At 69.4% G+C, this 26397-nt stretch carries 34 protein-coding genes and 1 tRNA gene; 20 read left to right on the top strand and 15 right to left on the bottom strand.

The genetic code is table 11. From position 1 onward, the window contains the following. Positions 1-190: 190 nt before the first annotated feature. Positions 191-310, top strand: a complete 120-nt coding sequence (locus ACQEV1_RS01590) for a DLW-39 family protein (RefSeq protein WP_285577356.1) — start codon at positions 191-193, stop codon at positions 308-310. Between the two features lie 40 nt (positions 311-350). Further along, the gene (locus ACQEV1_RS01585) at positions 351-1064 is read left to right on the top strand and encodes an HAD family hydrolase (protein ID WP_285577358.1); all 714 of its coding nucleotides are present in this window, start codon (positions 351-353) and stop codon (positions 1062-1064) included. A gap of 448 nt (positions 1065-1512) precedes the next feature. On the opposite strand, the gene ACQEV1_RS01580 is transcribed toward ACQEV1_RS01585, so the two are convergent. Then, a complete protein-coding gene (locus ACQEV1_RS01580) occupies positions 1513-1896 on the bottom strand; it encodes a helix-turn-helix domain-containing protein (RefSeq protein ID WP_433390335.1) in 384 nt (127 codons plus the stop codon). 155 nt (positions 1897-2051) lie between these two features. Here ACQEV1_RS01580 and ACQEV1_RS01575 point away from each other — a divergent pair, with 155 nt between their 5' ends. Both ACQEV1_RS01575 and ACQEV1_RS01570 read left to right on the top strand, forming a co-directional pair. Next, positions 2052-2498, top strand: coding sequence for a helix-turn-helix domain-containing protein (locus ACQEV1_RS01575; protein ID WP_433390332.1), 447 nt, complete (start codon positions 2052-2054; stop codon positions 2496-2498). A gap of 220 nt (positions 2499-2718) precedes the next feature. Next, a tRNA-Ala gene (locus ACQEV1_RS01570) sits at positions 2719-2791 on the top strand. Between the two features lie 59 nt (positions 2792-2850). On the opposite strand, the gene ACQEV1_RS01565 is transcribed toward ACQEV1_RS01570, so the two are convergent. The 3 genes from ACQEV1_RS01565 to ACQEV1_RS01555 form a co-directional block, all read right to left on the bottom strand. Next, positions 2851-3099, bottom strand: coding sequence for a hypothetical protein (locus tag ACQEV1_RS01565; protein WP_433390330.1), 249 nt, complete (start codon positions 3097-3099; stop codon positions 2851-2853). A 12-nt stretch (positions 3100-3111) separates the two neighbouring features. Then, entirely contained in the window at positions 3112-3786 is a 675-nt protein-coding gene (locus tag ACQEV1_RS01560) for a hypothetical protein (RefSeq protein WP_433390328.1), read from the bottom strand. Positions 3787-4127: 341 nt separating this feature from the next. Continuing rightward, positions 4128-4673 carry a dihydrofolate reductase family protein gene (locus ACQEV1_RS01555; protein WP_433390327.1) on the bottom strand — a complete coding sequence of 182 codons (546 nt, stop codon included), beginning with the start codon at positions 4671-4673 and terminating at the stop codon, positions 4128-4130. A gap of 748 nt (positions 4674-5421) precedes the next feature. Here ACQEV1_RS01555 and ACQEV1_RS01550 point away from each other — a divergent pair. Further along, complete coding sequence (locus ACQEV1_RS01550) at positions 5422-5868, top strand: hypothetical protein (RefSeq protein ID WP_433390323.1); 447 nt, start codon at positions 5422-5424, stop codon at positions 5866-5868. 614 nt (positions 5869-6482) lie between these two features. On the opposite strand, the gene ACQEV1_RS01545 is transcribed toward ACQEV1_RS01550, so the two are convergent. Continuing rightward, complete coding sequence (locus tag ACQEV1_RS01545) at positions 6483-6776, bottom strand: DUF2283 domain-containing protein (protein WP_433390318.1); 294 nt, start codon at positions 6774-6776, stop codon at positions 6483-6485. A 129-nt stretch (positions 6777-6905) separates the two neighbouring features. Here ACQEV1_RS01545 and ACQEV1_RS01540 point away from each other — a divergent pair, with 129 nt between their 5' ends. From ACQEV1_RS01540 to ACQEV1_RS01525, 4 genes are read left to right on the top strand one after another with little or no spacing between them, the layout of a single operon-like run. Continuing rightward, positions 6906-7679 (top strand): class I SAM-dependent methyltransferase, encoded by a 774-nt coding sequence (locus ACQEV1_RS01540; RefSeq protein ID WP_433390315.1) that lies wholly within the window; start codon positions 6906-6908, stop codon positions 7677-7679. A gap of 32 nt (positions 7680-7711) precedes the next feature. Beyond that, positions 7712-8164 (top strand): hypothetical protein, encoded by a 453-nt coding sequence (locus ACQEV1_RS01535; RefSeq protein ID WP_433390312.1) that lies wholly within the window; start codon positions 7712-7714, stop codon positions 8162-8164. Positions 8165-8202: 38 nt separating this feature from the next. Beyond that, positions 8203-9183, top strand: a complete 981-nt coding sequence (locus ACQEV1_RS01530) for a serine hydrolase domain-containing protein (protein ID WP_433390309.1) — start codon at positions 8203-8205, stop codon at positions 9181-9183. Beyond that, positions 9180-9377 carry a hypothetical protein gene (locus ACQEV1_RS01525; protein ID WP_285577378.1) on the top strand — a complete coding sequence of 66 codons (198 nt, stop codon included), beginning with the start codon at positions 9180-9182 and terminating at the stop codon, positions 9375-9377. The genes ACQEV1_RS01530 and ACQEV1_RS01525 overlap by 4 nt, the downstream gene beginning before the upstream one ends. Before the next feature lie 8 nt (positions 9378-9385). On the opposite strand, the gene ACQEV1_RS01520 is transcribed toward ACQEV1_RS01525, so the two are convergent. After that, positions 9386-9871 (bottom strand): cell division protein SepF, encoded by a 486-nt coding sequence (locus tag ACQEV1_RS01520; RefSeq protein WP_433390306.1) that lies wholly within the window; start codon positions 9869-9871, stop codon positions 9386-9388. A 79-nt stretch (positions 9872-9950) separates the two neighbouring features. Here ACQEV1_RS01520 and ACQEV1_RS01515 point away from each other — a divergent pair, with 79 nt between their 5' ends. From ACQEV1_RS01515 to ACQEV1_RS01505, 3 genes are all read left to right on the top strand, one after another. Beyond that, positions 9951-10193, top strand: coding sequence for a hypothetical protein (locus ACQEV1_RS01515; protein WP_433390304.1), 243 nt, complete (start codon positions 9951-9953; stop codon positions 10191-10193). An 89-nt stretch (positions 10194-10282) separates the two neighbouring features. Further along, a complete protein-coding gene (locus ACQEV1_RS01510; RefSeq protein WP_433390301.1) occupies positions 10283-10888 on the top strand; it encodes a cadmium resistance transporter in 606 nt (201 codons plus the stop codon). 48 nt (positions 10889-10936) lie between these two features. Beyond that, a complete protein-coding gene (locus tag ACQEV1_RS01505; RefSeq protein ID WP_433390298.1) occupies positions 10937-11317 on the top strand; it encodes a nuclear transport factor 2 family protein in 381 nt (126 codons plus the stop codon). 39 nt (positions 11318-11356) lie between these two features. On the opposite strand, the gene ACQEV1_RS01500 is transcribed toward ACQEV1_RS01505, so the two are convergent. From ACQEV1_RS01500 to ACQEV1_RS01480, 5 genes are all read right to left on the bottom strand, one after another. After that, on the bottom strand, positions 11357-11740 hold the full coding sequence (locus tag ACQEV1_RS01500; RefSeq protein ID WP_285577387.1) for a VOC family protein: 384 nt from the start codon (positions 11738-11740) through the stop codon (positions 11357-11359). Between the two features lie 9 nt (positions 11741-11749). Next, complete coding sequence (locus ACQEV1_RS01495) at positions 11750-12367, bottom strand: hypothetical protein (protein ID WP_285629022.1); 618 nt, start codon at positions 12365-12367, stop codon at positions 11750-11752. Beyond that, positions 12367-12792, bottom strand: coding sequence for a hypothetical protein (locus ACQEV1_RS01490; RefSeq protein WP_285629024.1), 426 nt, complete (start codon positions 12790-12792; stop codon positions 12367-12369). Before ACQEV1_RS01490 ends, ACQEV1_RS01495 begins: the two co-directional genes overlap by 1 nt. Positions 12793-12826: 34 nt before the next feature. Continuing rightward, the gene (locus ACQEV1_RS01485; RefSeq protein WP_433390296.1) at positions 12827-13096 is read right to left on the bottom strand and encodes a hypothetical protein; all 270 of its coding nucleotides are present in this window, start codon (positions 13094-13096) and stop codon (positions 12827-12829) included. A gap of 310 nt (positions 13097-13406) precedes the next feature. Next, complete coding sequence (locus tag ACQEV1_RS01480) at positions 13407-13907, bottom strand: FBP domain-containing protein (protein WP_433390293.1); 501 nt, start codon at positions 13905-13907, stop codon at positions 13407-13409. 161 nt (positions 13908-14068) lie between these two features. On the opposite strand from ACQEV1_RS01480, the gene ACQEV1_RS01475 reads away from it, so the two are divergent. The 5 genes from ACQEV1_RS01475 (at position 14069) to ACQEV1_RS01455 (ending at position 17755) form a co-directional block, all read left to right on the top strand. Further along, positions 14069-14482: a YbaB/EbfC family nucleoid-associated protein gene (locus ACQEV1_RS01475; RefSeq protein ID WP_433390290.1), complete on the top strand. Its 414-nt coding sequence runs from the start codon at positions 14069-14071 to the stop codon at positions 14480-14482. A 25-nt stretch (positions 14483-14507) separates the two neighbouring features. Then, on the top strand, positions 14508-14837 hold the full coding sequence (locus tag ACQEV1_RS01470; RefSeq protein ID WP_433390287.1) for a hypothetical protein: 330 nt from the start codon (positions 14508-14510) through the stop codon (positions 14835-14837). Further along, on the top strand, positions 14834-15841 hold the full coding sequence (locus ACQEV1_RS01465) for a hypothetical protein (protein ID WP_433390284.1): 1008 nt from the start codon (positions 14834-14836) through the stop codon (positions 15839-15841). The genes ACQEV1_RS01470 and ACQEV1_RS01465 overlap by 4 nt, the downstream gene beginning before the upstream one ends. Positions 15842-16211: 370 nt before the next feature. Continuing rightward, positions 16212-16790 (top strand): GNAT family N-acetyltransferase, encoded by a 579-nt coding sequence (locus tag ACQEV1_RS01460; protein ID WP_285629035.1) that lies wholly within the window; start codon positions 16212-16214, stop codon positions 16788-16790. Between the two features lie 65 nt (positions 16791-16855). Beyond that, positions 16856-17755, top strand: a complete 900-nt coding sequence (locus ACQEV1_RS01455) for a proteasome assembly chaperone family protein (protein WP_285629037.1) — start codon at positions 16856-16858, stop codon at positions 17753-17755. Positions 17756-17798: 43 nt separating this feature from the next. On the opposite strand, the gene ACQEV1_RS01450 is transcribed toward ACQEV1_RS01455, so the two are convergent. After that, entirely contained in the window at positions 17799-18191 is a 393-nt protein-coding gene (locus ACQEV1_RS01450; protein ID WP_285629039.1) for a hypothetical protein, read from the bottom strand. Positions 18192-18733: 542 nt separating this feature from the next. On the opposite strand from ACQEV1_RS01450, the gene ACQEV1_RS01445 reads away from it, so the two are divergent. Both ACQEV1_RS01445 and ACQEV1_RS01440 read left to right on the top strand, forming a co-directional pair. Beyond that, entirely contained in the window at positions 18734-19579 is an 846-nt protein-coding gene (locus ACQEV1_RS01445; RefSeq protein ID WP_433390280.1) for a DUF5919 domain-containing protein, read from the top strand. Continuing rightward, complete coding sequence (locus ACQEV1_RS01440) at positions 19576-20400, top strand: inositol monophosphatase family protein (RefSeq protein ID WP_285629043.1); 825 nt, start codon at positions 19576-19578, stop codon at positions 20398-20400. Before ACQEV1_RS01445 ends, ACQEV1_RS01440 begins: the two co-directional genes overlap by 4 nt. Here the strand turns inward: ACQEV1_RS01440 and ACQEV1_RS01435 are convergent, their stop codons facing one another. Continuing rightward, complete coding sequence (locus ACQEV1_RS01435; protein ID WP_285577402.1) at positions 20401-21153, bottom strand: sulfite exporter TauE/SafE family protein; 753 nt, start codon at positions 21151-21153, stop codon at positions 20401-20403. Positions 21154-21271: 118 nt separating this feature from the next. On the opposite strand from ACQEV1_RS01435, the gene ACQEV1_RS01430 reads away from it, so the two are divergent. Next, on the top strand, positions 21272-24448 hold the full coding sequence (locus tag ACQEV1_RS01430) for an ATP-binding protein (protein ID WP_433390276.1): 3177 nt from the start codon (positions 21272-21274) through the stop codon (positions 24446-24448). Here the strand turns inward: ACQEV1_RS01430 and ACQEV1_RS01425 are convergent. Together ACQEV1_RS01425 and ACQEV1_RS01420 are read right to left on the bottom strand one after the other, a co-directional pair. After that, on the bottom strand, positions 24445-25251 hold the full coding sequence (locus tag ACQEV1_RS01425; RefSeq protein ID WP_433390273.1) for an ABC transporter permease: 807 nt from the start codon (positions 25249-25251) through the stop codon (positions 24445-24447). The two genes, ACQEV1_RS01430 and ACQEV1_RS01425, sit on opposite strands and share 4 nt — an antisense overlap. Further along, positions 25248-26204 (bottom strand): ATP-binding cassette domain-containing protein, encoded by a 957-nt coding sequence (locus ACQEV1_RS01420; protein ID WP_433390270.1) that lies wholly within the window; start codon positions 26202-26204, stop codon positions 25248-25250. Before ACQEV1_RS01420 ends, ACQEV1_RS01425 begins: the two co-directional genes overlap by 4 nt. Positions 26205-26397 lie beyond the last annotated feature (193 nt).

Here is a 26397-nt window from a genome sequence, read left to right as displayed (position 1 = left end):
CGGGAGTTATCCACAGGTGTGGACGAACGAGTGTTCGTGCCGTCCTCGCCGCCGCGACTCATGTGCCGCCCTACGTTGGACAACGCCGACAATCTCATGATCGATAGCGTGCGGGGGGAAGCCACCCGGCACACGCCAACGGTTGCTAGGCTGCGAGACGCACTGTCAGTCAGTTTGAAGGGGTCCCACCGTGAAGAAACTCATCGTTCTCGCGCTGGTCGCCCTCGGTGGTTTCGCGGTTTGGCGCCGGCTGCAGCAGGACCGGGCCGAGCTCGACCTGTGGACCGAGGCGACGTCGGCGGACAACTGAGACACGACTTTGATACCGGCGGGGAGCATGGAGGGCGTGCGTGGACGACAGAGCGCGGATCACGCTCGCCTGCCTTGACCTCGCCGGTACGAGCGTGGCCGACGGCGGCGTGGTCGAGAAGGCCTTCGCCGAGGCGCTGGCCACGCAAGGAGTCGTCCCCGGCACCGGGGCATATACCGGATCGATGACCCGCGTGCGCGAGGCACGGGGGCAGTCAAAGCTTGCCGTCTTCCGGCAGATCTTCTCCGATGACGACCGCGCTCGGGCCGCCAACCACGCGTTCGAGTGCGCGTACGACTCCGTCATCGACCGGGTCGGCCTGACGCCGATCCCCGGTGCCGAGGCCGCCATGGACAAGCTCGCCGACGCGGGTGTCCGCGTGTGCCTGATGACGGGCTTCGGCCGCGCCACCTTGGGCCGCGTCATCGACACTCTGGGTTGGTGGAAACGCGCCGACCTGCTGATCTGCCCGGACGACGCCGGCGGCCGCGGCCGTCCGTACCCGGACATGATCCTCACCGCGGCGCTGCGCCTCCAGGTCGAGGACGTTCGTCACATCGCGGTCTGCGGCGACACGGCGAACGACATCCTGAGCGGCCACCGCGCCGGCGCGTCGATCGTCGCCGGCGTTCTCACCGGCGCCCATGACCGCACCCGGCTGGAACAGGCGGGCGCGACGCATGTCCTGGAGAACGTCACCGACCTCCCGGACGTCATCTTCCGTACGACCGCCGCGATCCCGGCACCGAGATAGGCCCGACGAACGGGTCGCGGCTCATCCGTCCACGGACGCGCCTGTGTCCGGAGATGTTCCGATGTTCGCGAGCGGCAATGACCAGGCGGGGTTTTTCGGTACGGTCATCCCGCATCACCACCGCTTGTCCTCCGGTCGGATCAGGCCTGGCCGACCGAAAAGGATGGTCGGCCAGTCGATCCTCGTGAAGGATCGGCCGTCCGATCGGCCCCCGCCGTGCGGGTGGCCATAGGAAGGTGATGCCGATGGCCGGAAGACATCGGCGATCGGAGCCGAACAGCGAATTGTGGCTCATCGTGAAGCTGCTGCTCGAATGGCTGCTCGGCGACGGCCCTGGCCCCCGCTTCTGACGGGAAGCAGAGACCAGGACCGCTAGCGGGGCCCTCGCGTCGCGCCCTGGAAAGGTGGCGCGGGGGCCTCCCCAATCAGTGAGCCGGACGTTAACGACCTATTGGGTCAAGTCGCGTTCGCGCCGATTGGGCACTGACCAAACCGTACCGCGCGAAGGAGCGGGCGGAGGCGGGAGCGGCCGACCTGCCGCTTGGGCGCCGACCGGCGCCATCCCCCGTGAGCGGTATTCCTCTTCGGCCGGCTCAGGCTGCCGCTTGCGCTCCAGGACGACGCGCGGGCAGTTCAGGGCGGCGGCGAGCTTGCCGATCATGCGTGGGGTCGCGTTGCGGGTGCCGTTCTCGATCTCGGTGATGAGCGTGCGAGACACGCCGCACAGCCTCGCCACCTGCTCCTGGGTCAACCCCGCGTTGTCCCGCGCGTACTTCACAGCGGCCGGCTCGTGGTCCAGCGGCTGCTTAGGCGGCTTACGGGTGCGTCGCATGGGATGACAGTAGTGCGACGTGTTGCGACGGGTCAACAGGTCGCACTACTTCGCAGTGGACGGGTGTCGCACTGCTGAGGCTGTGGATACGTGAACGTGCAGGTACTCGATGGACAGCGGACCGGTTAGTGCGACCGTGTGCGACCATGTGCGGCATGAGTGAGCGACCGCCGCAACGCCCTGAGGGCGAGCTGATCGAGCGCGCTCAGAAACTCTCTGGGCTCTCCCAGCGGAAGGCGGCACCTCGCGCCGGCATCAGCGAGAACCGGTGGCGCAACATCGTCAGCGGCTATCAGACCGTCAGCGCAGGCGTCTACGCCCCGGTCACGGGCCCGCCCGACACCGTCGCCCGAATGGCGCGCGCCGTCGGCGTCACGGCCGAACAGCTCGACCAGGCCGGCCGTGAGGACGCCGCCGAGGAGCTACGGAGACTGGGCCCGCTCGAAGAGACGGACGCGGCCGGCACCACCGTCGCGGAGCTGGCGCAACGGCTCGCCCGACAGGAGAAGATCACGGCCCAGCTCGTCGAGGAGACCGCCGAACTGCGCCGACGACTAACAGAGATCATCGGCAAGGACCCGTTCACCCCCCGCGCCGGATGAGAGCCGAGTCCAAGGGGCCTGCCACAAGGCGGCCTGAAACCGCCGTCGTAACGACGGGGGACGGCGCGCCGACAGCGAGTGGCACTGCCTGTAGGAAGCCGACCAGACCGCGTCGACTCTCCGACCAGCCCACGGCCATCGCCCCAGGCGCCGAGATTGCCTGCCACCCGGGGTCGCCACGGCACGGCGAGTTCCCGGTAGGCTGTAGCACGTTTCACGAGGGGCCTTAGCTCAGTTGGCAGAGCGCCTGCTTTGCAAGCAGGAAGTCAGGGGTTCAAATCCCCTAGGCTCCACCGGCCAAGACGCCCCCGCCCTGATCATGGACGGGGGCGTTCGTGCAATTAACGTGCTATTAGCCCGCAGGGACGAGAGCGCCGGCGAGGCCATCGTCGTCATCCGGCCGCTCTGACTTGACCTGCGTGTCGAGGGCGTCAGCGATCTTCCGATCAGCGCCCTGGCTTGCGTGGTGGTAGATCAACGCGGCCCGATCACTGTCCTGCCCCATCCGCGCCTTGAGGTCCGCCAGGCTTGCCCCGCTTTGGGCGGCCAGGGTGTTCCCGGTGTGCCGAAGGTCGTGGAAGTGCAGGCCCTTCAGCCCCATGTCGGCTAGCGCCTAATCCCAGTTCGCCTCACGCCGGAAGTTGCTCGCTCGCAGGAACCCGCCGCCTGCGCCGAGGAAGACGACTGCGTCCGGCCGATCCTCCACGAAGGCATCCAGATGTGCACGAAGCGCGGGCATGATCACCGCGGGGACGCTGACCACGCGCTTTCCAGCTCGCGACTTGGGCGGACCGAGCACCATCTGTCCCCCGTCCAACTCGACAAGCTGTTCCCGAACGCGGACAGTGCGCGCCTTCAGGCCGATGTCCGAGCGGCGAAGCACGATCGCCTCACCCCACCGGAGGCTCGCGAAGGTGGCGAGCAGGACGAGCGCTCGGAAGCGCCGGTCATGTTCTATGTGGACCTGGTCTTCAGTCGCCAGATGCCACAACGCCTCACCGGCCGCCGCCCTGGTCGGGTAGATCACGGGACACACGCACATCTCGCCGTCTGCCTCTCGATAGCGCAGGCGGAAGCCGCCGGAGCCCAGCTTGCGGACGTTGCCCACCGGCCGGCGACCGAGCAACTCGGCCAACTGGAACACCTGGGCCACCGTGAGGACCGGCCGCTCAGGCGTGTGTTCGTTGTCCGCACCCCGGACACGGTACGGATTCCGGCTGAGCATCTTGTCGTCGTCGACAGCCGTGGTCATCACCGCGCGCAGCAGCCGGTACTCCTTGGCAGTCACCGAGACCGGTGCACCGCACTCAAGGCGGCGGCGCAAGCGCCGCCGCAGGCCGCCCGCTCCGGCACGCCCTACAGGCGTGCGGCGTGGGCGCCGGTCCCTCCGGCCGCGCCGATCGGGCGGCCCCGATGTACCAAGGCTCGTCTTTGATGCTCTCCAGCTCGGGGATCTCGCCCGCCAGGGCGCATCGGTGCACCTGGTCAGTGGTTCAGGTGGAAGCCTGGTCAGGCAGGGGAGTTGTGGCGTAGGAACACGCCTACGGGGTCGAGGTCAGGAGCGATCGATGCTCGATGTCCACCCCAGGTGTACACGGAGGCGTCAAGGACGGGTCCGCAGGTGAGCTCTTACCGTGAGTCCGGTTGATAGCTCAAGAGTGCGACCCCCGAGCGGTACGTGGTGGTGCCTGTCAGGCGCATACGGACCGGCGGTTCCAGGGAATGAAAGGGACGCGTGCCCTTACCGAGAACGACAGGGTGAACCCAGAACCGGATCTCGTCCACGAGGTTGTGTATGGCGAGGTAATGCGCTAGCTCACCGCAGCCGTAAGACACCAGGTTCCCCGGATACCGCTGCTTCAGCGCGGGAACCGCCTCGGCGAGATCACCCTCGATCAACGTCGCATTCCACTTCAGCGGCTCCTGCAGAGTGCGGGAGGCGACGAACTTCGGCATGTTGTTGACCCGGTCCGCGAACCCGCGAGTGTCCGTGATGGTCGGCCAGATGCTTGCCAGGCCTTCGTACGTCTTGCGGCCGAGTAGAAGGGCGTCCGCGGCGAAGAGCTGGTCAAAGCTGCCGGTCTCCTCGTGTTCGCCATCCGGCGTGAACCACTCCTCGATCCGGTCCATCACGCCATCCACCGTCATCTGGGTCGAGACGATCACCTTGCCCACAAGACCTCCCTTTCGGCATCGGACGGTCACCGTACCGTCCCACGTTTAGACCGGCGGGAAGAGACGAACTCATCGGTGGAGTCACGATCGGCCGAGAGCAAGCACCCTGTAACCACGCGATCCGGACTGCGGAATATACGCGGAACGGCACCTACGCAACTGCACACGAACAGCCCTCGGATCGCAGGTCACAGCCACCCTCGCCCCAAGGTGCGCGACCGCCCTCCGGAGCCGGGTGCGCTGACGGTAGTGACGGCAACACCAGCAGAGGGACAGAGATGATCGCGATCACGGGAGACAGCGCTAACTCGGGCAGAGCTTGATCACCTTGACCAAGATCGAACTGATAAGGATGCGGTCGACGAACCAAGCCGGAGGCGCGACCGTAGACCGTGCAATCAGCGTGCAATTAACCTCGGTGATCAAGGGTCAACGGGGGCACTCGCGGCCACGTGGCTTTGCAGGTCAGCGCCTGTGAGGGGCAAGATCGGCATGATTTGCAAGCAGAAAGTCAGGGGTTCAAATCCCCTAGGCTCCACCAGCCAAGACGCCCCCGCCTTGATCATGGACGGGGGCGTTCGTGCCATTAACGTGCCATTAGCCCGCAGAGACGAGAGCGCCGGCGAGGCCCCTCCGGCGGGGGGCTCAGGCTCCGGGATGGCCGCGCTGACGGGCCGAGTCGGGTGGGTGGTCGGGGTGGAAGCCAGGCAGGGGGCCACATACGTGAAGACACGCCAAACTAGGGGCCGTGGTCGTAACGATGGTGGAACAGACCTTGCTCGATTTCCTTAGGGACGAGGGGCAGGAGCCGAGCAGCCTCGAACCGTCCCGGACCTGGCGAGCGTTCCGCAGGTTCATGAATGTGTCGGTAGCGGGCGTCGAGGAAGACGCCATGCTCTACGAGTACATCACTGCTTCGTTCGGCGGCCCGAGGCACTTCCTCCTTTCTCTATGCCGACAGTTCGATCTGAACGACGAAGGGGGACAAGCGCTGGTTCAGCTTCGATGTGACATCGCATACGAACCAACTCCTGCCCTCGAAGCTCTGGGCAAGTACAACCAGTGGTGGTCCGACGGGGACGGTGCGCGCCCGATCGGCGAGGTCCTTGACGCAATCGAGCGCCGACCCGAGTGGGCAGTCATCGCAGTACACACGCCCGTTGAGAGCGCGGTGTACCAAGAACACGCCTGCTGAGCCGATATCGGATGGGCGTGCCCGTCAGAGCGGACGATCACGGTCGCTCACGGGGAGAGCGCGGAGAGGACGCAGGTCAGCAGTAACGCAGGTGATCAGCGACCAGCAGCAGCGACTTACCAAGCTGACAGCAACGGTGACAGCAACACAGGTAGACGTCGCCGGATGAACGCAGACCCGTGTGGACGGCCGGCGTCGGCCGGAGGCTTGATCACTGGACCATGATCGAACTGATAACGATGTGGTCGACCGGCAAGGCCGGCCGGGACATACGAGGCTCCCGGCCGTGCCATTAGCGTGCCATTAGTCTCGGTGATCAAGGGTCAACGGCGGTCACTCGCGGGTACATGCCCACGCAGGTCAGCGCCTGTATCGGCTCTGATCGGCATGATTTGCAAGCAGGAAGTCAGGGGTTCAAATCCCCTAGGCTCCACCAGCCAAGACGCCCCCGCCCTGATCATGGACGGGGGCGTGCGGGCCACTAACGGGCCATTAGACCGGGACGAGAGCACTCGCGGCACCGTCGTCGCTGTCCGGCCGCTCTAAGCGCGGGCTCGATTCCCGTCACAACACACCGGGACCGGCTGAGGAAGGAATGCCAGGCTGGATTCTTCCTACTGGTCTTCGGTCTCGGCTTGATCCTGACGGAGTATCGCCTCCAACAGCGCCGACGGTAGATGCCGGCGGGCACCGAGGATCTCCAAGCCAAGAACGTGCGCGTCGTGATCAATGTCCAGGTTGAACATGCCCTCGCGGGGATCGAACGGCACGATCCGTTCCGAAGCGTCGGACGTGACGGGATGTTGGAGGTAGATGTACGCCGCATCGGCATCGCTGTCGTAGGTGACCACCAGCGGAACGCGTGGTTCCTTGTACACGCCATCAGACTGGCACAGCACCGAAGCCATCCGCGGACCGTGCAGATGCGCCAGGCGTGACGGATCGGCCGAGCGCGCCCGAGTAGCGGCGCCGCAACTGCCCGCATCGAACCGACTTGAGTTGTTGCTCCGTCTGACGACTGTTTCTAGTCTCCGAACATGACGGTTCCCGGATACGATGAACTGGTCGTTGCCGCTATGGCCGCTCCGAGCGAGGGATGGGACTTCGAATGGGTGGCCGGGCGCTGCGAGGGTTCGGAGCCGTCATGGTCGTACCGCGATCTCGCTCGCGCACACGTCGCCGGCACCGATCGGTTGCTGGACATGGATACCGGCGGTGGTGAACTGCTGGCTTCGCTCGGGCCATTGCCTCCTCGCACGTGGGCCACAGAAGGCTGGCCACCCAACATTTCCGTGGCTCGCCGTCGCCTGGAACCCCTGGGCGTCACCGTCGTTCCGTCACCCGACAAGGACCGGCTGCCATTACCGGATGCGTCGGTCGGTTTGGTCTTGAATCGCCACGGAAGCCTGGCGGCGCACGAGGTCAGGCGAGTGCTGCGCCCTGGTGGAGTTCTGCTGACGCAGCAAGTCGGTAGCGAGGACTGCGCGGATCTCAACGAGGCCCTGGGGGCATCACCCGCGCATGCCCCCGATAGCTGGACGCTCCGTACGGCGAGTAAGGAGCTGTCCGCGGCCGGACTTCGACTGACATTGAGGCGCGAGGAGCATCCCGTGTTCACCTTCTACGACATCGGCGCCGTTATCTATCACCTGCGTATGGTGGCCTGGCAAATCCCCGACTTCAGCGTCGAGCGCTACGACGCCTCACTGCGCCGCCTCCACCAGCGGATCAGTGCCGAAGGCCGCATCAACGTTCACGCTCACCGATTTCTGATAGCCGCTGAACGGCCGATCCCTAGCGCATGTGCCTGAGTATGGCTGCCATGAGTTGGTCCGCGACGATCTTGCCCCTGGTCGGCGTTGCCGTCGGAGCCGCCAGCACTCTCACCGGTCAGTACCTCACCACCAGGGTCGCCGCGCGCCGGGAGGAACGTGAGCAGTCGACCGCCGAGCGGACGGAGAGAAAAGAAGCGATCCTGGGTTTCCTCTCCGCCGCTCAAAGCGTGGAGCTACTTCTGGACCGACGTCCCGATCACCGTTCGCCTGATGACGCCGAGATGTGGGACCGGCTTCATGACCTCTGGCTGGCCAAGAAGGCCTGCGAACTCGTGTGCTCGCCGCAACTCGCCCAGGCCGCACACGACTACACCGTCTCCCTGCATGACCTGCTTCGCGACCGGAACCCGACCGAACAGCCCGCCGTGAAGCGGGAGCTGAGATACGCACTCATGGAGGCAGCCCGTACGGAGCTGGGCGTCACCGGCGATCCCCTGAGACGCGGCCTCAAATCCGTATAGCGCCGTCGTAAGGTGTTGGCGAGCGGCGGGAGGCGGATGTGGAGACCGGCCTTGGCGATCGTCTGGACGAGGTGCTCTCCGCCGGTCGCGCGGCGGGGCTGCACGGTCTCGTGGTCCTGCGCGACGGCCGCGTGGTCCTCGAACGCTACGGGGCGGGCGAGGACTTCTCGTGGAACGAGCCGCTGGGGCGGGTCACGTTCGGGCCCGACGTGCTGCACGACATCCGTTCGGTCACCAAGAGCATCGTCGCTCTGCTGTACGGGATCGCCCTCGCCGACGGCCTGGTGCCAGAGCCGGCCGAGCCGCTGCTGAGCCGGTTCCCCGAGTACGCCGACCTCGCCGAGGACGGCCGGCGTGCCTCCATCACCGTCGAGCACGCGCTGACGATGACCCTCGGCCTCGAGTGGAACGAGAACGTGCCCTACACCAGCGAGGCCAACAGCGAGATCGCGATGGAGTCGGCCCCGGACCGGCACCGGTTCGCGCTCGACCGGCCGATCGTCAAGGAGCCGGGAAAGCGCTGGCGGTACAACGGCGGCGCCTCGGCTCTCATCGGCCGGCTGGTCGTCAAGGGGACGGGTGTGCCACTGCCGGACTTCGCGCGTGAGGCGCTCTTCCGGCCGCTCGGGATATCCACGTTCGCGTGGATGACCGGCGCCGATGGTGTGGCGTCCGCGGCGTCGGGCCTGCGGCTGACACCTCGCGACCTGGCCCGGATCGGCCAGGCGGTGCTCGACGACGACGGCCGCGTCATCCCGGCCGCCTGGCTGCGCGCGGCGCTGCGCCCGCACGTGCGGATCGCAAACGACTTCGACTACGGCTATCAGTGGTACCTGGGCACGTTCCCGTCGACGGGCGTCCGCTGGGCCGGTGGCATGGGGAACGGTGGACAGCGCCTCTACGTGCTGCCGGACCTGGGAGTCGTCGTCGCCATCACCGCGGGCGACTACGACTCCGCCGACCAGGCGGCCACACCGTCGATCGTCATGGACGACGTGGTGCTGGCAGGTGGCCGGTGAAACTGACGTCGACGCAGGTCGCGCAGATCCGGGTCTGGCGTGTGGACCAGGAGATGACCTGGCGTGAGGTGGCGCGGGCCGCGGCCGACGCCTGGGGTTCCGATCACGGCGGCAACCAGCGCGTCGGCGAGGAGCTGTGCCGCGCGGCCGCCCTCGCTCTGGGCGAGGACCCCAACGCGGAGCCTTGGAACTGAGCGAGCCTTCAGGCGGACTCCGTGTCGCCCTCCCCGGTGGCCAGGCCGGCGGGGACCAGCATGAAGACCTTGGGGCTGAGGCGTTCCATGTCTCCGCCGCGGGCGCAGATGAGGCCTGCGGCGAAGTCCACGAGTTGCCTGCCCTCGTCGTCCGTCATGGCCGTCAGATCCATCACGACCGGAATGCCCTGGCGGAAGTAGTGCCCGACGTACAACACCTCGTTGTAGTCGCGCGGCCGCAGCTTCTTCACGATGCCCGTCGTGCTGCTCGGCGTGGCCGGCTCCGCGGGGACCAGCATGAACACCTTGGGGCTGAGGCGCTGCATGTCTCCGCCGCGGGCGCAGATGAGGCCTGCGGCGAAGTCCACGAGCTGCCGGGCCTCCTCGTCCGTCATGGCCGTCAGGTCCATCACGACCAGTACGCCCTTGCAGAAGTAGTGCCCCACTTGCCGGACGTCGTTGTAGTCGCGGGGGCGCAGTCTCTCGACGATCACACCGCCAGTCTCCCTCAGCCGGCCGGGGCGGCAAAGAGACTCGCGCGTACGGGAGCCGAAGCGAGGCTATCCTGCGGCTGTGGCCTCCGCTGAGCATCGCACCGGTGAGACGGACGCGGTCGTCCGTGAATGGCGGGCCGAAGACGGTTGGGGCGTGCTGGACTCCGCCGAGACCCCGGGCGGCTGCTGGGCGCACTTCAGCCACATCGCCGCGGACGGCTACCGCGAGCTGCACGCCGGGCAGCGTGTCCGCCTCGAATGGGAGGCACCGGGGCAGGACGGCTATGACTTCCGCGCCGTCCTCGTCGTCCCCCGGCGCTGAGGGGCCGCGCGACCGCGGCTGATTCGGCACGCTGACCTGCGCAGACGCTGACCTTCCGCTGGGCCGCCGACGGATAGATTGGTCCGGCCATGGCAGGGATCGGGGGAACCATCGCTCGCGCCGCGGGGATGTTCGCGGGGACCAACGTTGACGACATCATCGTCCTCACCGTCTTCTTCCTGACCTCACGGGCCGGTCGCGGACCCAGGGCGTGGCAGATCTGGGCCGGGCAGTACCTCGGAATCGCGGTGCTGGTGCTGGTCTCGCTCGCGGCGGCGCTGGGGCTGACGTTCATTCCGGACAACTGGGGTGGGCTGCTCGGCCTGGTCCCGTTCGTCCTCGGCGTCCGGGGCCTCGTGATGACCGTCAGAGCCGGGAACCGCGGGGAGGAACGCGCACCTCCCGTCGTCACCGGGCTGATGCCGGTGGCCTGGGTGACGATCGCCAACGGCGCGGACAACGTCTCCGTCTACACCCCCGTGTTCCGGAGCATCGACGCCGGCTCGACCATCGTGACCGTCGTGGTCTTCGCCGTCGGTGTCGCCGTGTGGTGCCTGGCCGGCTCCTGGCTCGGCTCCCACAAGAAGATCGTGGATGTCGTCAGGCGGTACGGGCAGTGGATCGTCCCGGCCGTGTTCATCGTCATCGGCGCGGTCATCGTCGTCGCGTCCGGCGTCCTCACCGAGCTCTGGTGAGCGAAGCCCGTTCCGCGTGACACCGGCGGACCGGACATAATCGCGGTCATGGATCCTGTCGATGCGCGGAAGTTCGTGGACGGCTGGCTGGCGGCGTGGAACGCGCATGACCTGGACGCACTCCTGGCCCACTTCGCGGACGACGTGACGTTCCGTTCGCCGGTCGCGGCGCAGCTTCTCGGCGGCGACGGGGTCATCCGGGGCAAGGAGGCGCTGCGCGCCTACTGGTCGGAGGGCCTGCGACGCATCCCCGACCTGCGGTTCGAGGTCGTGGGCACCTATGTCGGTGTCGACTGCCTGGTCGTCAACTACCGCAACCAGAAGGGCGGCCTGGTCAACGAGGTGCTGATCTTCGCCGGCCCGCTGGTGGTCGACGGGTACGGCACCTACCTCGGTGACGACGAGAACCCCGCTGGCGCGACGCGCTGACCGGCACGCCCGCCGAAGCCGGCCGCAAGGGCGTTGGCGTCAGCCGACGGACGCGGCTGAGGCGGTGACGACGCAGAACGGATGTCCCGCCGGGTCGAGCAGCACCCGGAACCTCTCGCCGCCCGGCTGTACGTCGGCCAGAGCGGCGCCGAGGCCGAGGAGACGCTCCTCGGCCTCGGCCAGGTCGTCGACCGCGAAGTCCAGGTGCAGCCGGCGGGCCGCCCGAGGGTCGGGCCACCGGGCGGCTTCGGGGTTCGCGACCCGCTGGAAGTCGAGGCGGACTTCGCCGTCGCGGACGAGCACCACGAAGTCGTCATTGGTGGAGTGCAGTTCGCCGCCCAGAAAGGACCGGTAGAACCGCGCGAGACCCATCGGGTCCGGGCAGTCGACGGTGACGGCGAACAGGCGCGGAACGATGCCCATCCGAGGAGGCTACCCGTCGTTCAGCTTGTCGCCCGTCTTCTCCGTGTCCGAGGTGAAGCGCTTGGCGATGTCGTCGTAGAGCTTGGCCTCCTGCTTCATGATCGCCACGCTGTTGGCCATGGTCCCGTGGAATTGGTCCACATTGAGCTGGTCGTACAGGTCGAAATTTTCGATCAGCGCCACCGCGCGTTTGTGGATCGCGCCGTCGTCGGACCAGGGCAGCCACGCCCATTTCTCGTTGTCGTCGAGTTCCTTCTTCAGATCCGACAGGCTCTCGATCGCGGCGTTCTTGTACGCGATGAGGGCCGCGTTCATGGCGAGGAGTGCCGCCGACACCCGCTTGAACGACATGGTGAGGTCCTGGACGTTGCGGACGGGGACATCGCGCCAGTAATCCGCGAACGCGTCGATCGCGGGTCCCTCGTTGTTCTGGAGCGCCGCCTTGATCGCCGGTTCCGGGTTGAGCCCGTTCAGCTCATTCGCGACCTCTTCACCGCCCCAGTGGTCGCCGCTGACCTTGTAGTTCCGCTCGTCGTCGGTCGGCCAGCGGAACTTCATCGTGCCGTCCGAGGTCCAGCGCTTCACCAGGCCCGCCAGGTCACCCGGCAGGGTGATCTCGTCCGCCATCAGCCGTCTCGATTCTGGGTCTTGTCCAACGTCTTGAAGACGGCGGTGACGTTGTCGTCCTCGACGTGCTTGGCGCTCCACGCCATCCGGTCCAGGCCGTAGCCCCCATAGCCTGCCTGCTGGACGGTGGCGCGCACGGCCTTCTGGGATGAGTCGTACACCGTCTGGAAAGTGGTGAAGAAGTCCTTCGTCAGGAAGACCTCCCAGGACTCCGGCTTGAAGTCGTCGAGGGTCTGGTACTCCATCGTGTCCGGGTTCTTCATCATCAGCAACGACATGGTCTCGTGCGGGGGCAGGGTCGTCGATGCGGGCCACGAACCGTATTGGCTCCCGCCCGCCTCGTGATATTGCGCCTGCGCCTCGTTGGTCGCGTAGCTTATGTTCTCCGCCGCGTCCGTCAATGACTTCTGGTCGTACTTCGGCATGTGAATACCGACCTCTCTCGCCGGGGCGGTCGACTTATCGGGTGCTCAGCAGGCCGGCCATCAGGCGATTGATCTCCTCCATGCGAAGGGAGTACTCCGCCTGGATCTCTTCCAGCCTGGCGCGCAGCCGCTCTTTCGAGGCCGGCGCCGGGTCCTGCGCGGCGAGGCGGCCGAACCAGTCGCGCTGCGCCTCGCGTACCGCCTCCCGGGTCAGTTCCTCGATCGCCTGCGCGCCCTTTCGCAGCGCTCGCGGATTGATCGCCACAGTGTCGACGAGGCCGTCGGTGCCGATCGTGACCGCCACACTCTCGTCCTTGGAAGACCCGCGCCCGGTGTGGGGGGAATCAGCGGCGGCCGGCCCGTCCGGCCATGCCGTATCGCCCGATTCCGACGTGACACCCCGTCCCCGGGGACGACTGCGAGTGACATCCATGAACAGCACCATTCTCCTCGTACGAGGGGGCATGAGCGCCCGATTAGTCACGACCGAAAAAACGCTTCGAGACTAACAGGAATGGCGGGAAACGCGCCGCTTCTTGTGATAAGTCAGCGCGGCGATGATTGGCCGGGGAGAGCACGCATTACGGAGTTCTCCGAGGCCGGCGAGCGAGAGCTCAGGAGCCGAGCACCCGGTCGACGAACGAGGCGAGGTTGCCCATGGTGCGGGCGACCTTGGCCTCCAGGGAAAGGTCCTCCTCGTACCGCGCGCCGAGGCCCGTGTCCTTCTTGCCGCGGACGTACAGCGAGCAGGCCAGGTCGGCGCACATGTAGGCGCCGACCGTGTTGCCCTGCCGCCCGGCCGCACCGGCCCGGGGCGCGGCCAGCAGGCACACGCCCGTGCCCGGGTGGGCGGTGACGCAGAACGAGCACACGGTGGTCTTGGTGAAGCTTCGGTGCACCCCCTGCGGTGCACGCAGGGTGACGCCGACCAGCCGGCCGCCGTGCTCGACCACGATGTACCCGCGGTCGGGCGCACCGGGGTCGCGCCAGCCCAGGAAGTCCAGGTCGGCCCAGGGCTGATCGGACAGCGGCTTGGGCAGGTTGATGCGCTTCGTCTCGCTCTTGGAGCAGTTGACGAAGGAGGTGCGGATGTCCTTCTCGTCCAGAGTTTCCATGATGACCGCAAGGTAACAGCGGGTGGGGGCGTACGTCGTCCGAATATCTCCTGGTCACCGCCGTCTCGGCGCACGGAGGGCCGTAACGGGAAGTTAACGCGTCGGTTCCTCTCGGGGAACGGGCCGTGAATAGCGTGCGGCCAGTGATCACAGGAGGGCGCATGGACGACACGACGGGAGGTGAGTCCCGGATCGAGGACCTGGTCACGACGATCACCCGGCGGAACGCCGCCCTGCGGGAGGCGCAGGCGCGCATGAGCGAACTGCGCGGCGAGGGGCGGGCCGCCGCCGAGCGGGTGACGGTCGAGGTCGATCGGTTCGGCGCGCTCACGGGACTGCGGATCGACCCCCGGGCGATGCGGCTGGGGTCCGAGGCGCTCGCCGAGGCGATCCTCGGCGCCGCCGAGCAGGGCCTACGGGACGTACGGGCGCGGGCCGACGAGGTGATGCGCCCCCTCATCGCCGAGCTGGCGGCCGCGAACGCGCAGGCCATGGCCGGTGTCGACCTCGGTGGGCAGGACCTCGACGACGTGCTCGCCGCGCTACGCGACATCCGGCACGACCTGCGCATGTGACCCCCGACACGCGAACGGAGAGCCGATGCACATCGATCACGCCGAACTCGAAGACGCGTCGCGAAGGTTCGTGGATGAGGACGGTGACCTCGCGTCTGCGATCAACTACCTCTTCGGGAAGATCGACGACCTGGGCGACGTCTACGGCGACGACGACGCGGGTCGGGAGGCCCGGCAGGGGTTCGTCAGGGCGCGCCGGCACCTCGCCGAGTACTCCGGCGCCCTGTGCGGCGCGTACGGGACGGTCGGCGTCAACCTCGCCCTCATGAGCGGTGACGTCCGCGCGGCGGACTGGAACGGCATCGCGGCCCTGCCGGCGGTCGACCTGGCGAGCGTGCCCCGGTTCGGCTCGTGACGCCGGAGCAGGTCCTGCTCTGGGTCGCGGGTGTACAGCTGCCCAAGGCGGACAGCGACGGCGCCCGGACGATGGCCGGCTACTACCGGGACATCGCGGACGCCGTCGACCGGAGCGGCACGGCGATGGAGAAGGTCGTCGGCCAGGTCAAGAGCCACAACGACGGTGACGGGCCCGCCGCGTTCGAGCGGTACTGGGGCGGGTCGGCGGCCACCGGAGCGGTCGCTCCGTCCGCCTATCCGGCCGACGTCTCGGCGTACGCCCGAAGGGTCGCCGATTCGCTCGAGCAGTTCGCCAAGGTCAACGACGAGATACGCGCGGCGCTGTGGGTGCTGGCGATCCAGCTGTACGCCAACATCGTCTTCACCATCTGCTACGGCTGGCTGACCGGCGTTCTGGAGGCCCGGCTGCTGACGCTGATCGGGCAGGCCCGCTGGTACGGCAGGATCCGCAACAGTCTCGTCCAGCTGCTCGTCAAGCGGGTGATCTACGCCCTGGCCGACAGTGTCGCGTACGCGGGCGGGCAGCAGGCCCTCCAACTCGGCATCTACGGCACCAGCCTGGCCGCCGGTGTCGACCGCGACACGCTCACGAAGGTGGCCGGCTACGACCCTCTGTCGGTCCGGGCGAACGCCGTTCAGCTCGCCGACGGGTTCGCCGGCAACATGGCCTACGACGGCGTCGCCGACGCCCTGCCCGGGCTGAACCCCACGTCGAGGTACCGGCAGGTGTTCGGCAGGTACTTCCTGCGCCGGCCGGGCGTCACGGGAGCGCTCGGCGGCCTGACGACCCGCATGGCGGCCTCGAACGCCTACACGTACGCGAGCAACGTCACCGACTCCTACCTCGAGGGCGACGGCGACGGGTGGACCAAGCCGCCCACGCTCCAGCAGGAGGCCGCCAAGCTGTTCATCCACGTGCCGCGGATCTACGTGAAGTATCCGCTGCGGTGGAAGAACTGGCCGAACATCAGCGGCCAGACCGCCGGCCCCGGCACCCCCTGAGTCTCACCGGGCATGACCCGGGAGCCGTAAGAGGGCGAAGCGGCGGGTGGGTCCAGCCCCCCTCTGCTGCGAAACCCGCTCAGCCAGTCGGTTGCGCGGCCCGCTGGCTCGTACGCCCGCTCTTACCTGAGGCTCGGCTTGCCCCCTTAATCCGTTACGTGCCCATTTCAGCGCTCTACCCGATAGCGCAGATGGGAGGCGGCTGCGGGTGATCAGCCCGGCCGGGACGGGGCGAGGTCCGTCAAGGCGTGCGAAGCCGCGAGCATGGAGAGGAGAATTAGGCGACGATGTCCCCCAGCGTCCTCGTCGGCTGCGGCTCGTTGGATCCTGAGTACAAGCCGGTACGAGCGTTTCGCCCGGGACGGGACCGGTGAGGGTCCATATCGAGGAGGAGAGACCGCTGGCGAGCATCGCCATTGAACTGCACGACGCCGACGGCGACGAGGCCGCACGGCGCATTGACGAGTACCGCGACCTGTACGCCGAGAGCTTCGCCGGGCAGCCGTACTCCTGGGGGCCGGAGTACGCCGAGCTTTTCCAACGGCGTTTCGAGACCCACCGGCAGCAGCCGGGCTTCGCGCTGGTGGAGGCCAGGACCACGGGCACCCTCATCGGGCTCGGCTACGGCCTCTCCCTGTCACCCGCGATCCCGTGGTGGCAGAACCTCATCACTCCCATCCCGCCCGAGATCACCGACGAGCCGCCCGGCCGCACCTGGGCGCTGACCGAGCTCATGGTCGGTGAGCGGTGGCGGCGACTGCACCTGGCCGAGGCCATCCACGACCGTCTGCTCGGCGGCCGCACGGAAGAACGGGCCACCGCGACCGTGCTGCCCGCCGCCACGGCCGCGCAGGCCGCCGTCCTCAAGTGGGGCTGGGAGAAGGTCGGTCAGAAGCGCAACCCGCTGCCCGGCGCGCCGGTCTTCGACGTTCTGGTGAAGACGCTCTGAGCGTCAGTGGAATTCGCCTTGGTCGTCAGGCGTTCGTACTGGCATAACCGGGCTAGGGAGGACTCGTGACAGACCAGACACGGCTGTACACGCTGGACGAGGAGATTCCCGAGCTGGAACGGCCGGTGCTGCTCTACTTCCTGGACGGTTTCATGGACGCGGGCGCCGCGGGCCGTCTCGCGACCGACCACCTGCTGAGCTCGATGAATCCCCGGACCGTGGCCACCTTCGACATCGACTCGTTGCTGGACTACCGCTCCCGGCGACCGCCGATGGTCTTCGACACGAATCACTGGGTGGACTACAAGGCGCCCGAACTGAGCCTGCGTGTCTGCGAGGACGCGGTCGGCGTGCCGTTCCTCGTGCTGTCCGGCCCCGAGCCCGACCGGTCGTGGGAGGCGTTCGCCGCGGCCGTGGTCGAGCTGGTCCGGCGGCTCGACGTGAGCCTGTCGGTCGGCGTGCACGGCATCCCGATGGCGGTGCCGCACACCCGGGAGACCGGGCTGACGCCGCACGGCAACCGGCCCGACCTGCTCGGCGAGAGCACGTCGTGGATCTCGCGGGTCGAGGTGCCGGGCAGTGCCGGCGCGCTGATCGAGTACCGGCTCGACGAGGCCGGACACGACGCGATCGGCTTCACCGCCCACGTGCCGCACTACCTCTCGCAGGCGGAGTACCCGGCCGCCGCGATCGCCCTGCTGAACGGCGTCACCGCCGCCACCGGTCTGGCCTTCCGCACAGGCGAGCTGGAGGAGGCCGCCGTGCGGGCCAGGAAGCAGATCGACGACCAGGTCGCCGCCTCCGAGGAGATCGCCGAGGCGGTCCGCGGCCTGGAGGCGAGGTTCGACGCCGTCGCGGCGGCGAGCGGCAACAGCCTCCCGATGGCCGGTCCGGACGCGCGGATGCCGGACGCTGAAGAGATCGCGGCCGAGTTCGAGCGGTTCCTGGCCGAGCAGGAAGAATAAGGGCCCGGCGCCCACGGCGCCGGACCCCCACCGGGTGAGCCGGTCAGCCGTCGCAGGCCGTCTTGAGGTGGCGGCCGGCGGTGTTCAGCGGCGTCGCGTCGGGCATCTGCGGCGTTCCTCCGCTGCCCAGCGTCTTCATCTGCCGGCCGAGGCTGTCCATCGCGGAGGCGGCCTCGTTGGCCGCCTTCTCGACGTCGTCGTCGCCGGAGTCCTTGCCCTGCTCGCGCATCTGCTTGGCACCGTTGGCGTACGTCCCGGAAAGGGCGTTCGGGTCGCCGACCTGGGTCATGCCCGTCTTGGTGACGTTCGCGATGGTCTGCTGGAGCTTGTCGCAGGCGGAGTTCTTCTGCTCGCTGCCGCCGCACGCGGTCGCGGAAAGCGCCAGGGCGGCGGTGACGGCGCTGACCACGGTGATCCGCATGCGTGAGATGCGCACTGAAATCGACTCCTCGCTGTCGGGGTGAGGCCGGCCGTACGGGGCGCCCGGCCGGATCTTCCTTCGACACCTCAGGAGTCACAACGGTTCCGTTCTTTCACCGCCGTCTGCCGAAGAACGCCGCACGTCGGTCGCGATCCGCCGCGCCGCCCCCGCCGGGTCGTCCACCGCGTGCCGGCCGCCGTCGCGCCGGCACCACGCGAAGGAGCCGTCCCGCACGTCGATCGAGATCCACAGGCGGGGATTCCGGCGGCTCCGGCGCACCGACACCGCCGGTTTGGCGTCGCTCATGCCCACGTCGAGCCCCAGAAGCGCCAGCTCCCGGCACAGTGCCGCGAGCAGCCGGAGTTCGTCGCTGTGCTCGATGCTGATCGCCCCCGTGCGCTCGCCGGGCCACCAGCATCGCGCCGCCGGGCGTCGCGTGGCGAGCGTGTCGCGGAGGCGTCTTCGACGTCAATGTCTACTCTCCGTCTCTACTTCGTCTCCCTAGGTAACGGAATGCCGTTATCCTGTGCCCGGACACGACGAGAAAGGGGCGGACGGTGTCAGGTCGGCCGATCCTGCTCCAAATCCTGCTGCGGCAGCGGCAGTGGCATCGCTATGGGCTCTTCCGCGCCGCCTACGACGACGCCGCGCGCCGGGTCGACCGTGACCTCGTGGGCACGGCACCGAGCCGGGCGCAGCTGCACCGCTGGACCTCCGGCGAGCTGAAACGCCTCCCCTACACCGACCACTGCCGGGTGCTCGAGCACATGTTCCCCGGCTGGACGGCCGACCAGCTGTTCGGGCCGTGCCCCGACGACGTCCTGACCCCGCCGGCGCCCGCGAACGCCCGCCGGTCCGACGGGCCGATGGCCGACGTCGTGGCCGTCTTCCCCACCCGCGCCGACTTCACCGGCGCGGTCCCGCCGTACGACCTGTTCGACACCGCCGCCGACATCAGGGCCGTCGGCCTGTCGCTCAACCTGATCTGCCAGCAGTACCCCGACCAGCGCCTGCATGGCCTCATCGAGAAGGGCACCACGCTGCGCTGTCTCTTCCTCGACCCCGACGGGGAGGCCATCCGGGCGCGCGAGCGCGAAGAGGGCTACACCGACCATCACCTGATCATGCTCACCCGGCTCAACATCGAGGTGCTCTCCCGGCTGCGCGCCCGCCTGCCGGACACCGCGCGCGACCGGCTGTCCATCGCCGTCTACGACGAGACCGTACGGTTCGGCATCGTCCTGGTCGACGACACCACGTGCGTCGTGCAGCCCTACCTGCCGCAGGCCCGCGGCGTCGACTCACCGACCCTCCTGCTGCGCCGATCTGCCGAGCAGCCGGGTCTTTACAACACTTTTGCGCGGATTTATACGGAGTTATGGGAACGGAGTCGGCCGGTATGACGGCGTCCCCGGGTGCGCTGGTCCCCGTCGCGCTGGAGGCGGTCGCCCTCGCCGGCGACCTCATCAGGTCCCGGCGGCCCGGCACGCTCACCGCCAAGGGCGACCGCGACATGGCGAGCGAACTCGACTTCACGGTCGAACGCGCCGTCCGGGCCCACCTGCGGCGCCGTACGCCCGACGTGGCCGTCCTCGGCGAGGAGGAGGGAGTCACCGGACGCCACGACGGCGATCTGCTGTGGGCGCTCGACCCGATCGACGGCACCGCCAACTTCGTGCACGGTATGCCGCTGACCGGGGTCTCCCTGGGTCTGCTGCGCGGTGACCGCCCGGTGCTGGGCGTGATCGACCTGCCGTTCCTCGGCGCGCGCTACTGGGCGGTGGAGCACGGCGGCGCCCACGAGGGCGACCGGCGGATCTCCGCGAGCCGTACGGGCGGTCTCCGTGAGGCGATCGTGGCCATCGGCGACTACGCCGTCGGCGTGGGCGCGGAGGAGAAGAACGTCCTGCGTCTCGCGCTCACCGAGCGGCTGGCGGGCCGCGTCCAGCGCGTGCGCATGCTCGGCTCGGCCGCCATCGACCTCGCGTGGGTCGCCGAGGGCAAGCTCGACGCGTGCGTCGCGCTGTCGAACAACCCCTGGGACACCGCGGCCGGTGTCGTCATCGCCCGTGAGGCCGGCGCCGTCGTGATCGACCTGGACGGCTCCGACCACACGTCCACCTCGGCGGCCACGATCGCCGTCGCGCCACGCGTGGCCGGCGAGCTCCTCGACCTCGTCCGGTCCTGGCGGCAGGTCGCCCCGCCGCACGCCCGCGGCGCCTGATCAGCGATAGGCGTCGTAGCCCAGCTTGACCGCCACCGCCAGGCCGCAGACCACCACGACGACCCGCAGCGCCTCGCCCGGAAGGCGGCGTACGAGGGCGGGCCCGAGCCAGCCGCCGGCCAGGAAGCCGGCCGCCAGTGGCAGCACCGCGGCCCACCGCACCGGTCCGAAGGCGGCGAACCCCAGCGCGGCGACCCCGTTGCTCAGCCCGGCCACGACGTTCTTGACCGCGTTGACCCGGATCAGCGGGAGCTCGAGCATCGCACCGAGCACCGCGAGCATCAGGATGCCGCCGGCCGCGCCGAAGTAGCCGGAGTAGATCGCCACGGCGAACACCGCGAACCGCAGCGGCGTGCTGTGCTCGCCGCCCATGCCGGCCGCCGCGGCGATGAGGCGCCGCTGCGCGAGCAGCACGAGCGAGGCCCCGGCGACCAGGATCGGCGCCACGTACTCGAAGGAGCCGGCCGGGGTGAGCAGCAGCAGCGCCGCCCCGGTGGCGCCGCCGAGCCCGGTCAGCGCACCGATGCGCACCACCCGGCCGGACTGCCCGGCCAGTTCCCGCTGCGAACCGGCCGCGGCCCCGACCGCGGTGAAGAGCAGGGCCACGGTGTTCGTCACGTTCGCGCTGAGCGGCGGGATGCCCAGGGCCAGCAGCGCCGGATAGGAGACGATCGACGCGAGGCTGACCACCGTGCTGACGACTCCGGCGACGATCCCCACGCCGAGCAGGATCAGGACATCGGTGACGATCACCCCGTAACCCAAGCACAGGGGACATCCGGCTCCGGCCGGTGGGGGCGCTTCACCCCGCGCCGGGCCGGTATGGGCGGTGTCACCCGCGATCGCCCGATTGGTTGCCACAATGGGCGGCGTGCGCATCGGCATCCTGGGTCCGCTGGACGTGCGGGACGAGGCCGCGCGGCCCGTGGAGGTCAGCGGTCCGCGGCTGCGCGCCCTGCTGATCCGGCTGGCCGTCGACGCCGGGCGGACCGTGCCGGCCGACCGGCTGATCGACGACCTGTGGGGCGACGCGCCCCCGGCCGCCGCCGCCAACGCGCTCCAGGCGCTGGTCTCCCGCCTGCGCGGCGTGAGCGGCCACGACGCCGTCGAGTCACGTCCGGGCGGCTACCGGCTCGGCGTCGCTCCGGACCAGGTGGACGCGGTCGCGTTCGAACGCCTGGTGGCCACCGCCCGCGCGACGGACGATCCGGCCGCACGGGCCGACGAACTGCGCCGCGCGCTCGCCCTGTGGCGCGGGCCCGCGCTCGCCGACGTGGCCGGCGCGGCCTTCGCCGCCGCGCCGATCGCCCGGCTCGAAGAACTGCGCGTCGAGGCCGCCGAGGAGCGGTTCGAGGCCGACATCGCGCTCGGCCACGCCGCACGCCTCGTCCCCGAGCTGGAGGAGCTCACCACGCTCCACCCGCTGCGCGAGCGGCTGCGCGGGCAGCTCATGCGGGCCCTGTACGCCGCGGGCCGCCAGGCCGACGCCCTCACCGTCTACGAGGACGCGCGCCGTACCCTCGCCGAGGGTCTCGGCGTCGACCCCTCGCCGGAGCTGGCCGCGGTGCACCTGTCGATCCTGCGCGGCGCGCCGGCCGAGCGTCCGCCCACGCCCGTGCGCGAGCCGGAGCGGCGGAGCAACCTGCCCGCCCAGCTCACCAGCTTCGTCGGGCGTGCCGAGGAGATCGAGCGGGTCGGCGAGCTGCTCACCACCCACCGGCTCGTCACGCTCACCGGCCCGGGCGGCACCGGCAAGACCCGGCTCGCGGGCGAGACGGCGAGCCGCATGGCCGCCGCGTCGCCCGACGGCGTGTGGTTCGTGCCGCTGGCCCCAGTACGCGGCGCGCTCGACGTGCCGCAGGCGGTGCTCGTCGCGATCGGCATCCCCGAGACGATCCGCCTGCTGGAGGCCCGCGAGATCGCCCGCCCGCTCGACCGGCTCGCCGACGCACTGGCCACCAAGCGGCTGATCCTGGTGCTGGACAACTGCGAGCACCTGCTCGACGCGGTCGCGACGCTGGCCGATCGGCTGCTGTCCGCCGCACCGGGCGTACGGATCCTCGCCACCAGCCGCGAGCCGCTCGGTATCACCGGTGAGGCGCTGTGCCCGGTGCCCTCGCTCGCCCTGCCGCCCGAGGACGCCGACGCCGACGGTGCCCGGGCGTACGACGCGGTACGGCTGTTCGTCGACCGGGCCACCGCGGTGCGCGCGGGGTTCGCGCTGGACGCGGACACGGTCGGGCCGGTCGTGCGCATCTGCCGGGCCCTGGACGGCGCGCCGCTCGCGATCGAGCTGGCCGCAGCCCGGCTGCGTGCGCTCACGCCCGCGCAGGTCGCCGACCGGCTCGACGACCGGTTCCGGCTGCTCAACGTCGGCAGCCGCACCGCCCTGCCGCGCCACCAGACGCTGCGCGCGGTGGTCGACTGGAGCTGGGACCTGCTCGACGACCCTGAGCGCCGGGTGCTGCGCCGGCTCTCGGTCTTCAACGGTGGTGCGACCCTGCAGAGCGCCGAGGAGGTGCTCGGCGAGGACGTCATCGACCTGATCGCCTCGCTGGTCGACAAGTCGCTGGTCATGGCCACGGGTGAGGCCGAGGTGCGCTACCGCCTGCTGGAGACCGTGCGTGCGTACGCCGCGGAGAGGCTGACCGCGGCCGGGGAGGATGAGCGCCTCCGCGACGCCCACGCCGCGTACTTCCTGCGGCTCGCCGAGCGTGCCGAACCCGAGCTGCGCGGCCGTGACCAGATGCGCTGGCTGGACCGTTTGAACGCCGAGCGTGACAACTGCAACAACGCGCTGCGGCACGCGATCGACACCCGCGACGTGCAGACCGCCGTACGCCTCGTCGGGGCACTGGCCTGGTTCTGGATCCTGTGCGACTACGAGGCCGAGGCCGGGCAGTGGGCGGTCGAGGTCTGGAGCCTCGTCGACGACCGCCCACCTCCGGGAGCCGAGGACGCGTACGTCATCTGCGGCCTCGTGGCAGCCATGGTTCAGGAGATGTCCCGTGACGGTGGGCCGGATCCGCGTACCCTGCACGCGCGGTTCGAGAAGATGCTCGCGATGCGGACGGAGGCCTCCACGCATCCGGCCCTGGCCCTGTTCCGTCCCATCGCCGCGATCTTCTCCGGCGACGCCGACGCGGCGCTGCGGGAACTCGACCTCGTCGGCGACCATCCCGATCCGTGGACGAGGGCGGCTCGTCACGTCTTCGTCGGGTTCCTGGCCATCAACGGGGGTGACTTCGACCGGGCGGCCCGCGCCGTGACCGAGGCACATGCGGGATTCCGGGAGATCGGTGACCGCTGGGGGCTCGTCAGCGCCCTGACGGGCGTCGCGGAGGTGCATCTCGCGCGCGGCCGGCCCGAGGAGGCGATCCGCGCGACGGAGGAGGCGTACGAATACACCGTCTCCGGCGTCAGCCCCGACCAGGCCGCGGGTCTGCGGATCCTGCTCGGCCGGGCACGCGCCATGGCGGGCGACTTCGCCGGGGCGCGCGTGGACCTGGAGCACGGCGCGCGGATCGCCGAGCGGATCGCCGAGCACTCTGTCGCGGCCCGGGGATGGCTGGAGATCGGTGAGCTCGCCCGATGGGAGAACGACCTCGAACAGGCGCGCGAGTTCGTCGACCGCGCGGTCGCCTTCGTCGAGCCCAAAGCGGCGCGGATCGACTTCGGCACCACGGCGGCGGTGGTGTTCAGCAAGCGGGGCAGCCTCGCGGAGCAGCTGGGCGACCTCGACGCCGCGGCGAGGTGGCACGACCGGGCGATACGGGCGATCACCGAGCTGGCCCGGATGCCGATCGACCGGCTCATCGGCACTCTCGTCCAAGGGCTGGCGGCGCTGGCCGCGTCGCGGGGAGAGCACGTACGCGCCGCCGAACTGCTCGGCGGCGCGCACACACTGCAGGGCGAACCCGACCCGTGGAACCTGGAGATCGAACGCGCCACGGCGGCCGCTCTCGCCGCACTGGGCCGGACGGCCTTCGACGAGGCGTACGCCCGCGGCCGCCGCACCCCCCGCGACCAGGTCCTTTCGCTGTACTAGACCTTGCGCCCGTACATCCACACGGCGACGGGGAAGGTCACGACCACGATCCCGACCGCCCACGCGAGCGTGTACCAGGCGTGGTCGCCGATCGGCCCGCCGACCATCAGCGCCCGCGTCGCGTCCGCCAGGTGCGTCACCGGGTTGACCTTCACCCACGCCTGGAGCCAGCCGGGCATCGTCCCGGTGTTGGCCAGCAGGACGCTGCTGCCGAAGGTCAGCGGCATCGCCCAGATGAACCCGAGCCCCTGCACCGTCTCCGGCGACGGCGCCACCAGCCCGACCAGCACCGAGACCCAGCAGACCGCGAAGTACAGGGCGTACGCCAGGCCGAACGCCGCCAGCACCGACAGCGGGTTCGTGTGGAAGCGGAACCCGAGCAGCGATCCGAACGCCACCAGCATCACCATCGACACGCAGAAGCGGACCGCGTCGCCGATCACCGCGCCGATGAGCGGCGCGGACCGGGCGATCGGCAGGCTGCGGAACCGGTCGAACACGCCCTTGCGGATGTCCTCGCACAGCGACGTGCCCAGGCCCATCGAGGCGAACATGCCCATCTGCGCGACCAGGCCGGGCAGCAGCTGCTGCAGGTACGCGTGGGTGCTGCCCGCGACCACACCGCCGAAGACGTACAGGAACAGCAGGAGGAACACCACCGGCATCATCAGGACGTCGATCAGCTTCTCCGGTGAATGCTTCAGCTGCATGACGTTGCGCCAGGCGAGCGTCAGCCCGTTGCCCAGCGTCCGTGCCGGTCCGATCCTCGGCGCGGGCGCCTGGTCGACGGTGATCGCGGTCATTCCTTCTCTCCCTCGGTCTCGGCGTGGTGGCCGGTCAGGCTGAGGAAGACCTCATCCAGGCTGGGCCGGCGCAACGCCAGGTCGGATGCGACGACGCCGGCCTCGTCCAGGCCGCGCACCACCGCGCTCAGCGCCGCCGGATCGTCCAGCGGCGCGGTGACCAGGCCGGTGTCCTCATCGGTCTCGGGCCGCGCACCGGTGATCCGGGCGACGACGCCGACGACCTTCGGCACGCGGTCCCGGTCCAGCGCGCGTACCGCGAGCGTCTGACCGCCGACCTTCTCCTTCAGCTCTTCGGAGGTGCCGTCGGCGACCACGCGGCCGTGGTCGAAGACCAGGATCCGGTCGGCGAGCGCCTCGGCCTCGTCCAGCTGCTGCGTGGTGAGCAGCACGGTCGCACCGTCGCGTACCAGCTCCCGCACGGTGTCCCAGACGGCGTTGCGGGCCCGCGGGTCCAGGCCGGTGGTCGGTTCGTCCAGGTAGATCACCTGAGGGTCGTTGACCAGCCCGGCCGCGAGGTCGAGCCGGCGGCGCATGCCACCGGAGTAGGTCTTGGCGGCCCGGCCGCCCGCCGCGGACAGGCCGAACCGGTCGATCAGCTCCTGCGCCCGCCGCCGCGCCTCACGGCGGGGGTGGCCGACCAACCGGGCGATCATGATGAGGTTCTCCACGCCGGTCAGCTCCTCGTCGACCGAGGCGTACTGGCCGGTCAGGCTGATCACTCGTCGTACCTGCGCGGCGTCCTTGACCACGTCGAAGCCGCAGACCTCGGCACGGCCCTCGTCCGGCTTGATCAGAGTGGCCAGCGTCCGCACGGCCGTCGTCTTGCCGGCGCCGTTCGGTCCGAGCACGCCGAGCACGGTCCCGCGGCGCGCGAGGATGTCGACGCCCGCGAGCGCCTGGGTATCTCCGAAGCGTTTCTTCAGGCCCTCGGCCCGTATCACGTGTTCCATTCCGGCTCTCCCCTGTTCGTCTCGTGCCGGACCACTGTGCGGCGACCGGCTGACGCGGCGCGCACATCGCGGGTACGCGCGCTGACACGCCGCTGACACGCCCTGGTACGCCTCAGCCTGGAGAGTGAGTCGTCGCTGGGCCGCGCGAGGGAGGCGGCGGCCGGAACCCGGCCGTACGCTGGACCTTCCCCCA

It is taken from the genome of Actinoallomurus sp. CA-142502 (assembly GCF_050936355.1).
In the GTDB taxonomy this organism is placed as follows: Bacteria; Actinomycetota; Actinomycetes; order Streptosporangiales; family Streptosporangiaceae; genus Actinoallomurus; species Actinoallomurus iriomotensis.
Note: the sequence above shows the minus strand (reverse complement) of the source record. Positions and strands in the feature narration are given on the sequence as shown.

Excerpts from the sequence above, each read along its gene's own strand:
- ACQEV1_RS01580 (WP_433390335.1), bottom strand. The coding sequence starts at position 1,896 with ATGCGACGCACCCGTAAGCCGCCTAAGCAGCCGCTGGACCACGAGCCG.
- ACQEV1_RS01575 (WP_433390332.1), top strand. The coding sequence starts at position 2,052 with ATGAGTGAGCGACCGCCGCAACGCCCTGAGGGCGAGCTGATCGAGCGC.
- ACQEV1_RS01565 (WP_433390330.1), bottom strand. The coding sequence starts at position 3,099 with ATGGGGCTGAAGGGCCTGCACTTCCACGACCTTCGGCACACCGGGAAC.
- ACQEV1_RS01545 (WP_433390318.1), bottom strand. The coding sequence starts at position 6,776 with ATGGCTTCGGTGCTGTGCCAGTCTGATGGCGTGTACAAGGAACCACGC.
- ACQEV1_RS01540 (WP_433390315.1), top strand. The coding sequence starts at position 6,906 with ATGACGGTTCCCGGATACGATGAACTGGTCGTTGCCGCTATGGCCGCT.
- ACQEV1_RS01510 (WP_433390301.1), top strand. The coding sequence starts at position 10,283 with ATGGCAGGGATCGGGGGAACCATCGCTCGCGCCGCGGGGATGTTCGCG.
- ACQEV1_RS01505 (WP_433390298.1), top strand. The coding sequence starts at position 10,937 with ATGGATCCTGTCGATGCGCGGAAGTTCGTGGACGGCTGGCTGGCGGCG.
- ACQEV1_RS01500 (WP_285577387.1), bottom strand. The coding sequence starts at position 11,740 with ATGGGCATCGTTCCGCGCCTGTTCGCCGTCACCGTCGACTGCCCGGAC.
- ACQEV1_RS01495 (WP_285629022.1), bottom strand. The coding sequence starts at position 12,367 with ATGGCGGACGAGATCACCCTGCCGGGTGACCTGGCGGGCCTGGTGAAG.
- ACQEV1_RS01490 (WP_285629024.1), bottom strand. The coding sequence starts at position 12,792 with ATGCCGAAGTACGACCAGAAGTCATTGACGGACGCGGCGGAGAACATA.
- ACQEV1_RS01480 (WP_433390293.1), bottom strand. The coding sequence starts at position 13,907 with ATGGAAACTCTGGACGAGAAGGACATCCGCACCTCCTTCGTCAACTGC.
- ACQEV1_RS01475 (WP_433390290.1), top strand. The coding sequence starts at position 14,069 with ATGGACGACACGACGGGAGGTGAGTCCCGGATCGAGGACCTGGTCACG.
- ACQEV1_RS01470 (WP_433390287.1), top strand. The coding sequence starts at position 14,508 with ATGCACATCGATCACGCCGAACTCGAAGACGCGTCGCGAAGGTTCGTG.
- ACQEV1_RS01440 (WP_285629043.1), top strand. The coding sequence starts at position 19,576 with ATGACGGCGTCCCCGGGTGCGCTGGTCCCCGTCGCGCTGGAGGCGGTC.
- ACQEV1_RS01425 (WP_433390273.1), bottom strand. The coding sequence starts at position 25,251 with ATGACCGCGATCACCGTCGACCAGGCGCCCGCGCCGAGGATCGGACCG.
- ACQEV1_RS01420 (WP_433390270.1), bottom strand. The coding sequence starts at position 26,204 with ATGGAACACGTGATACGGGCCGAGGGCCTGAAGAAACGCTTCGGAGAT.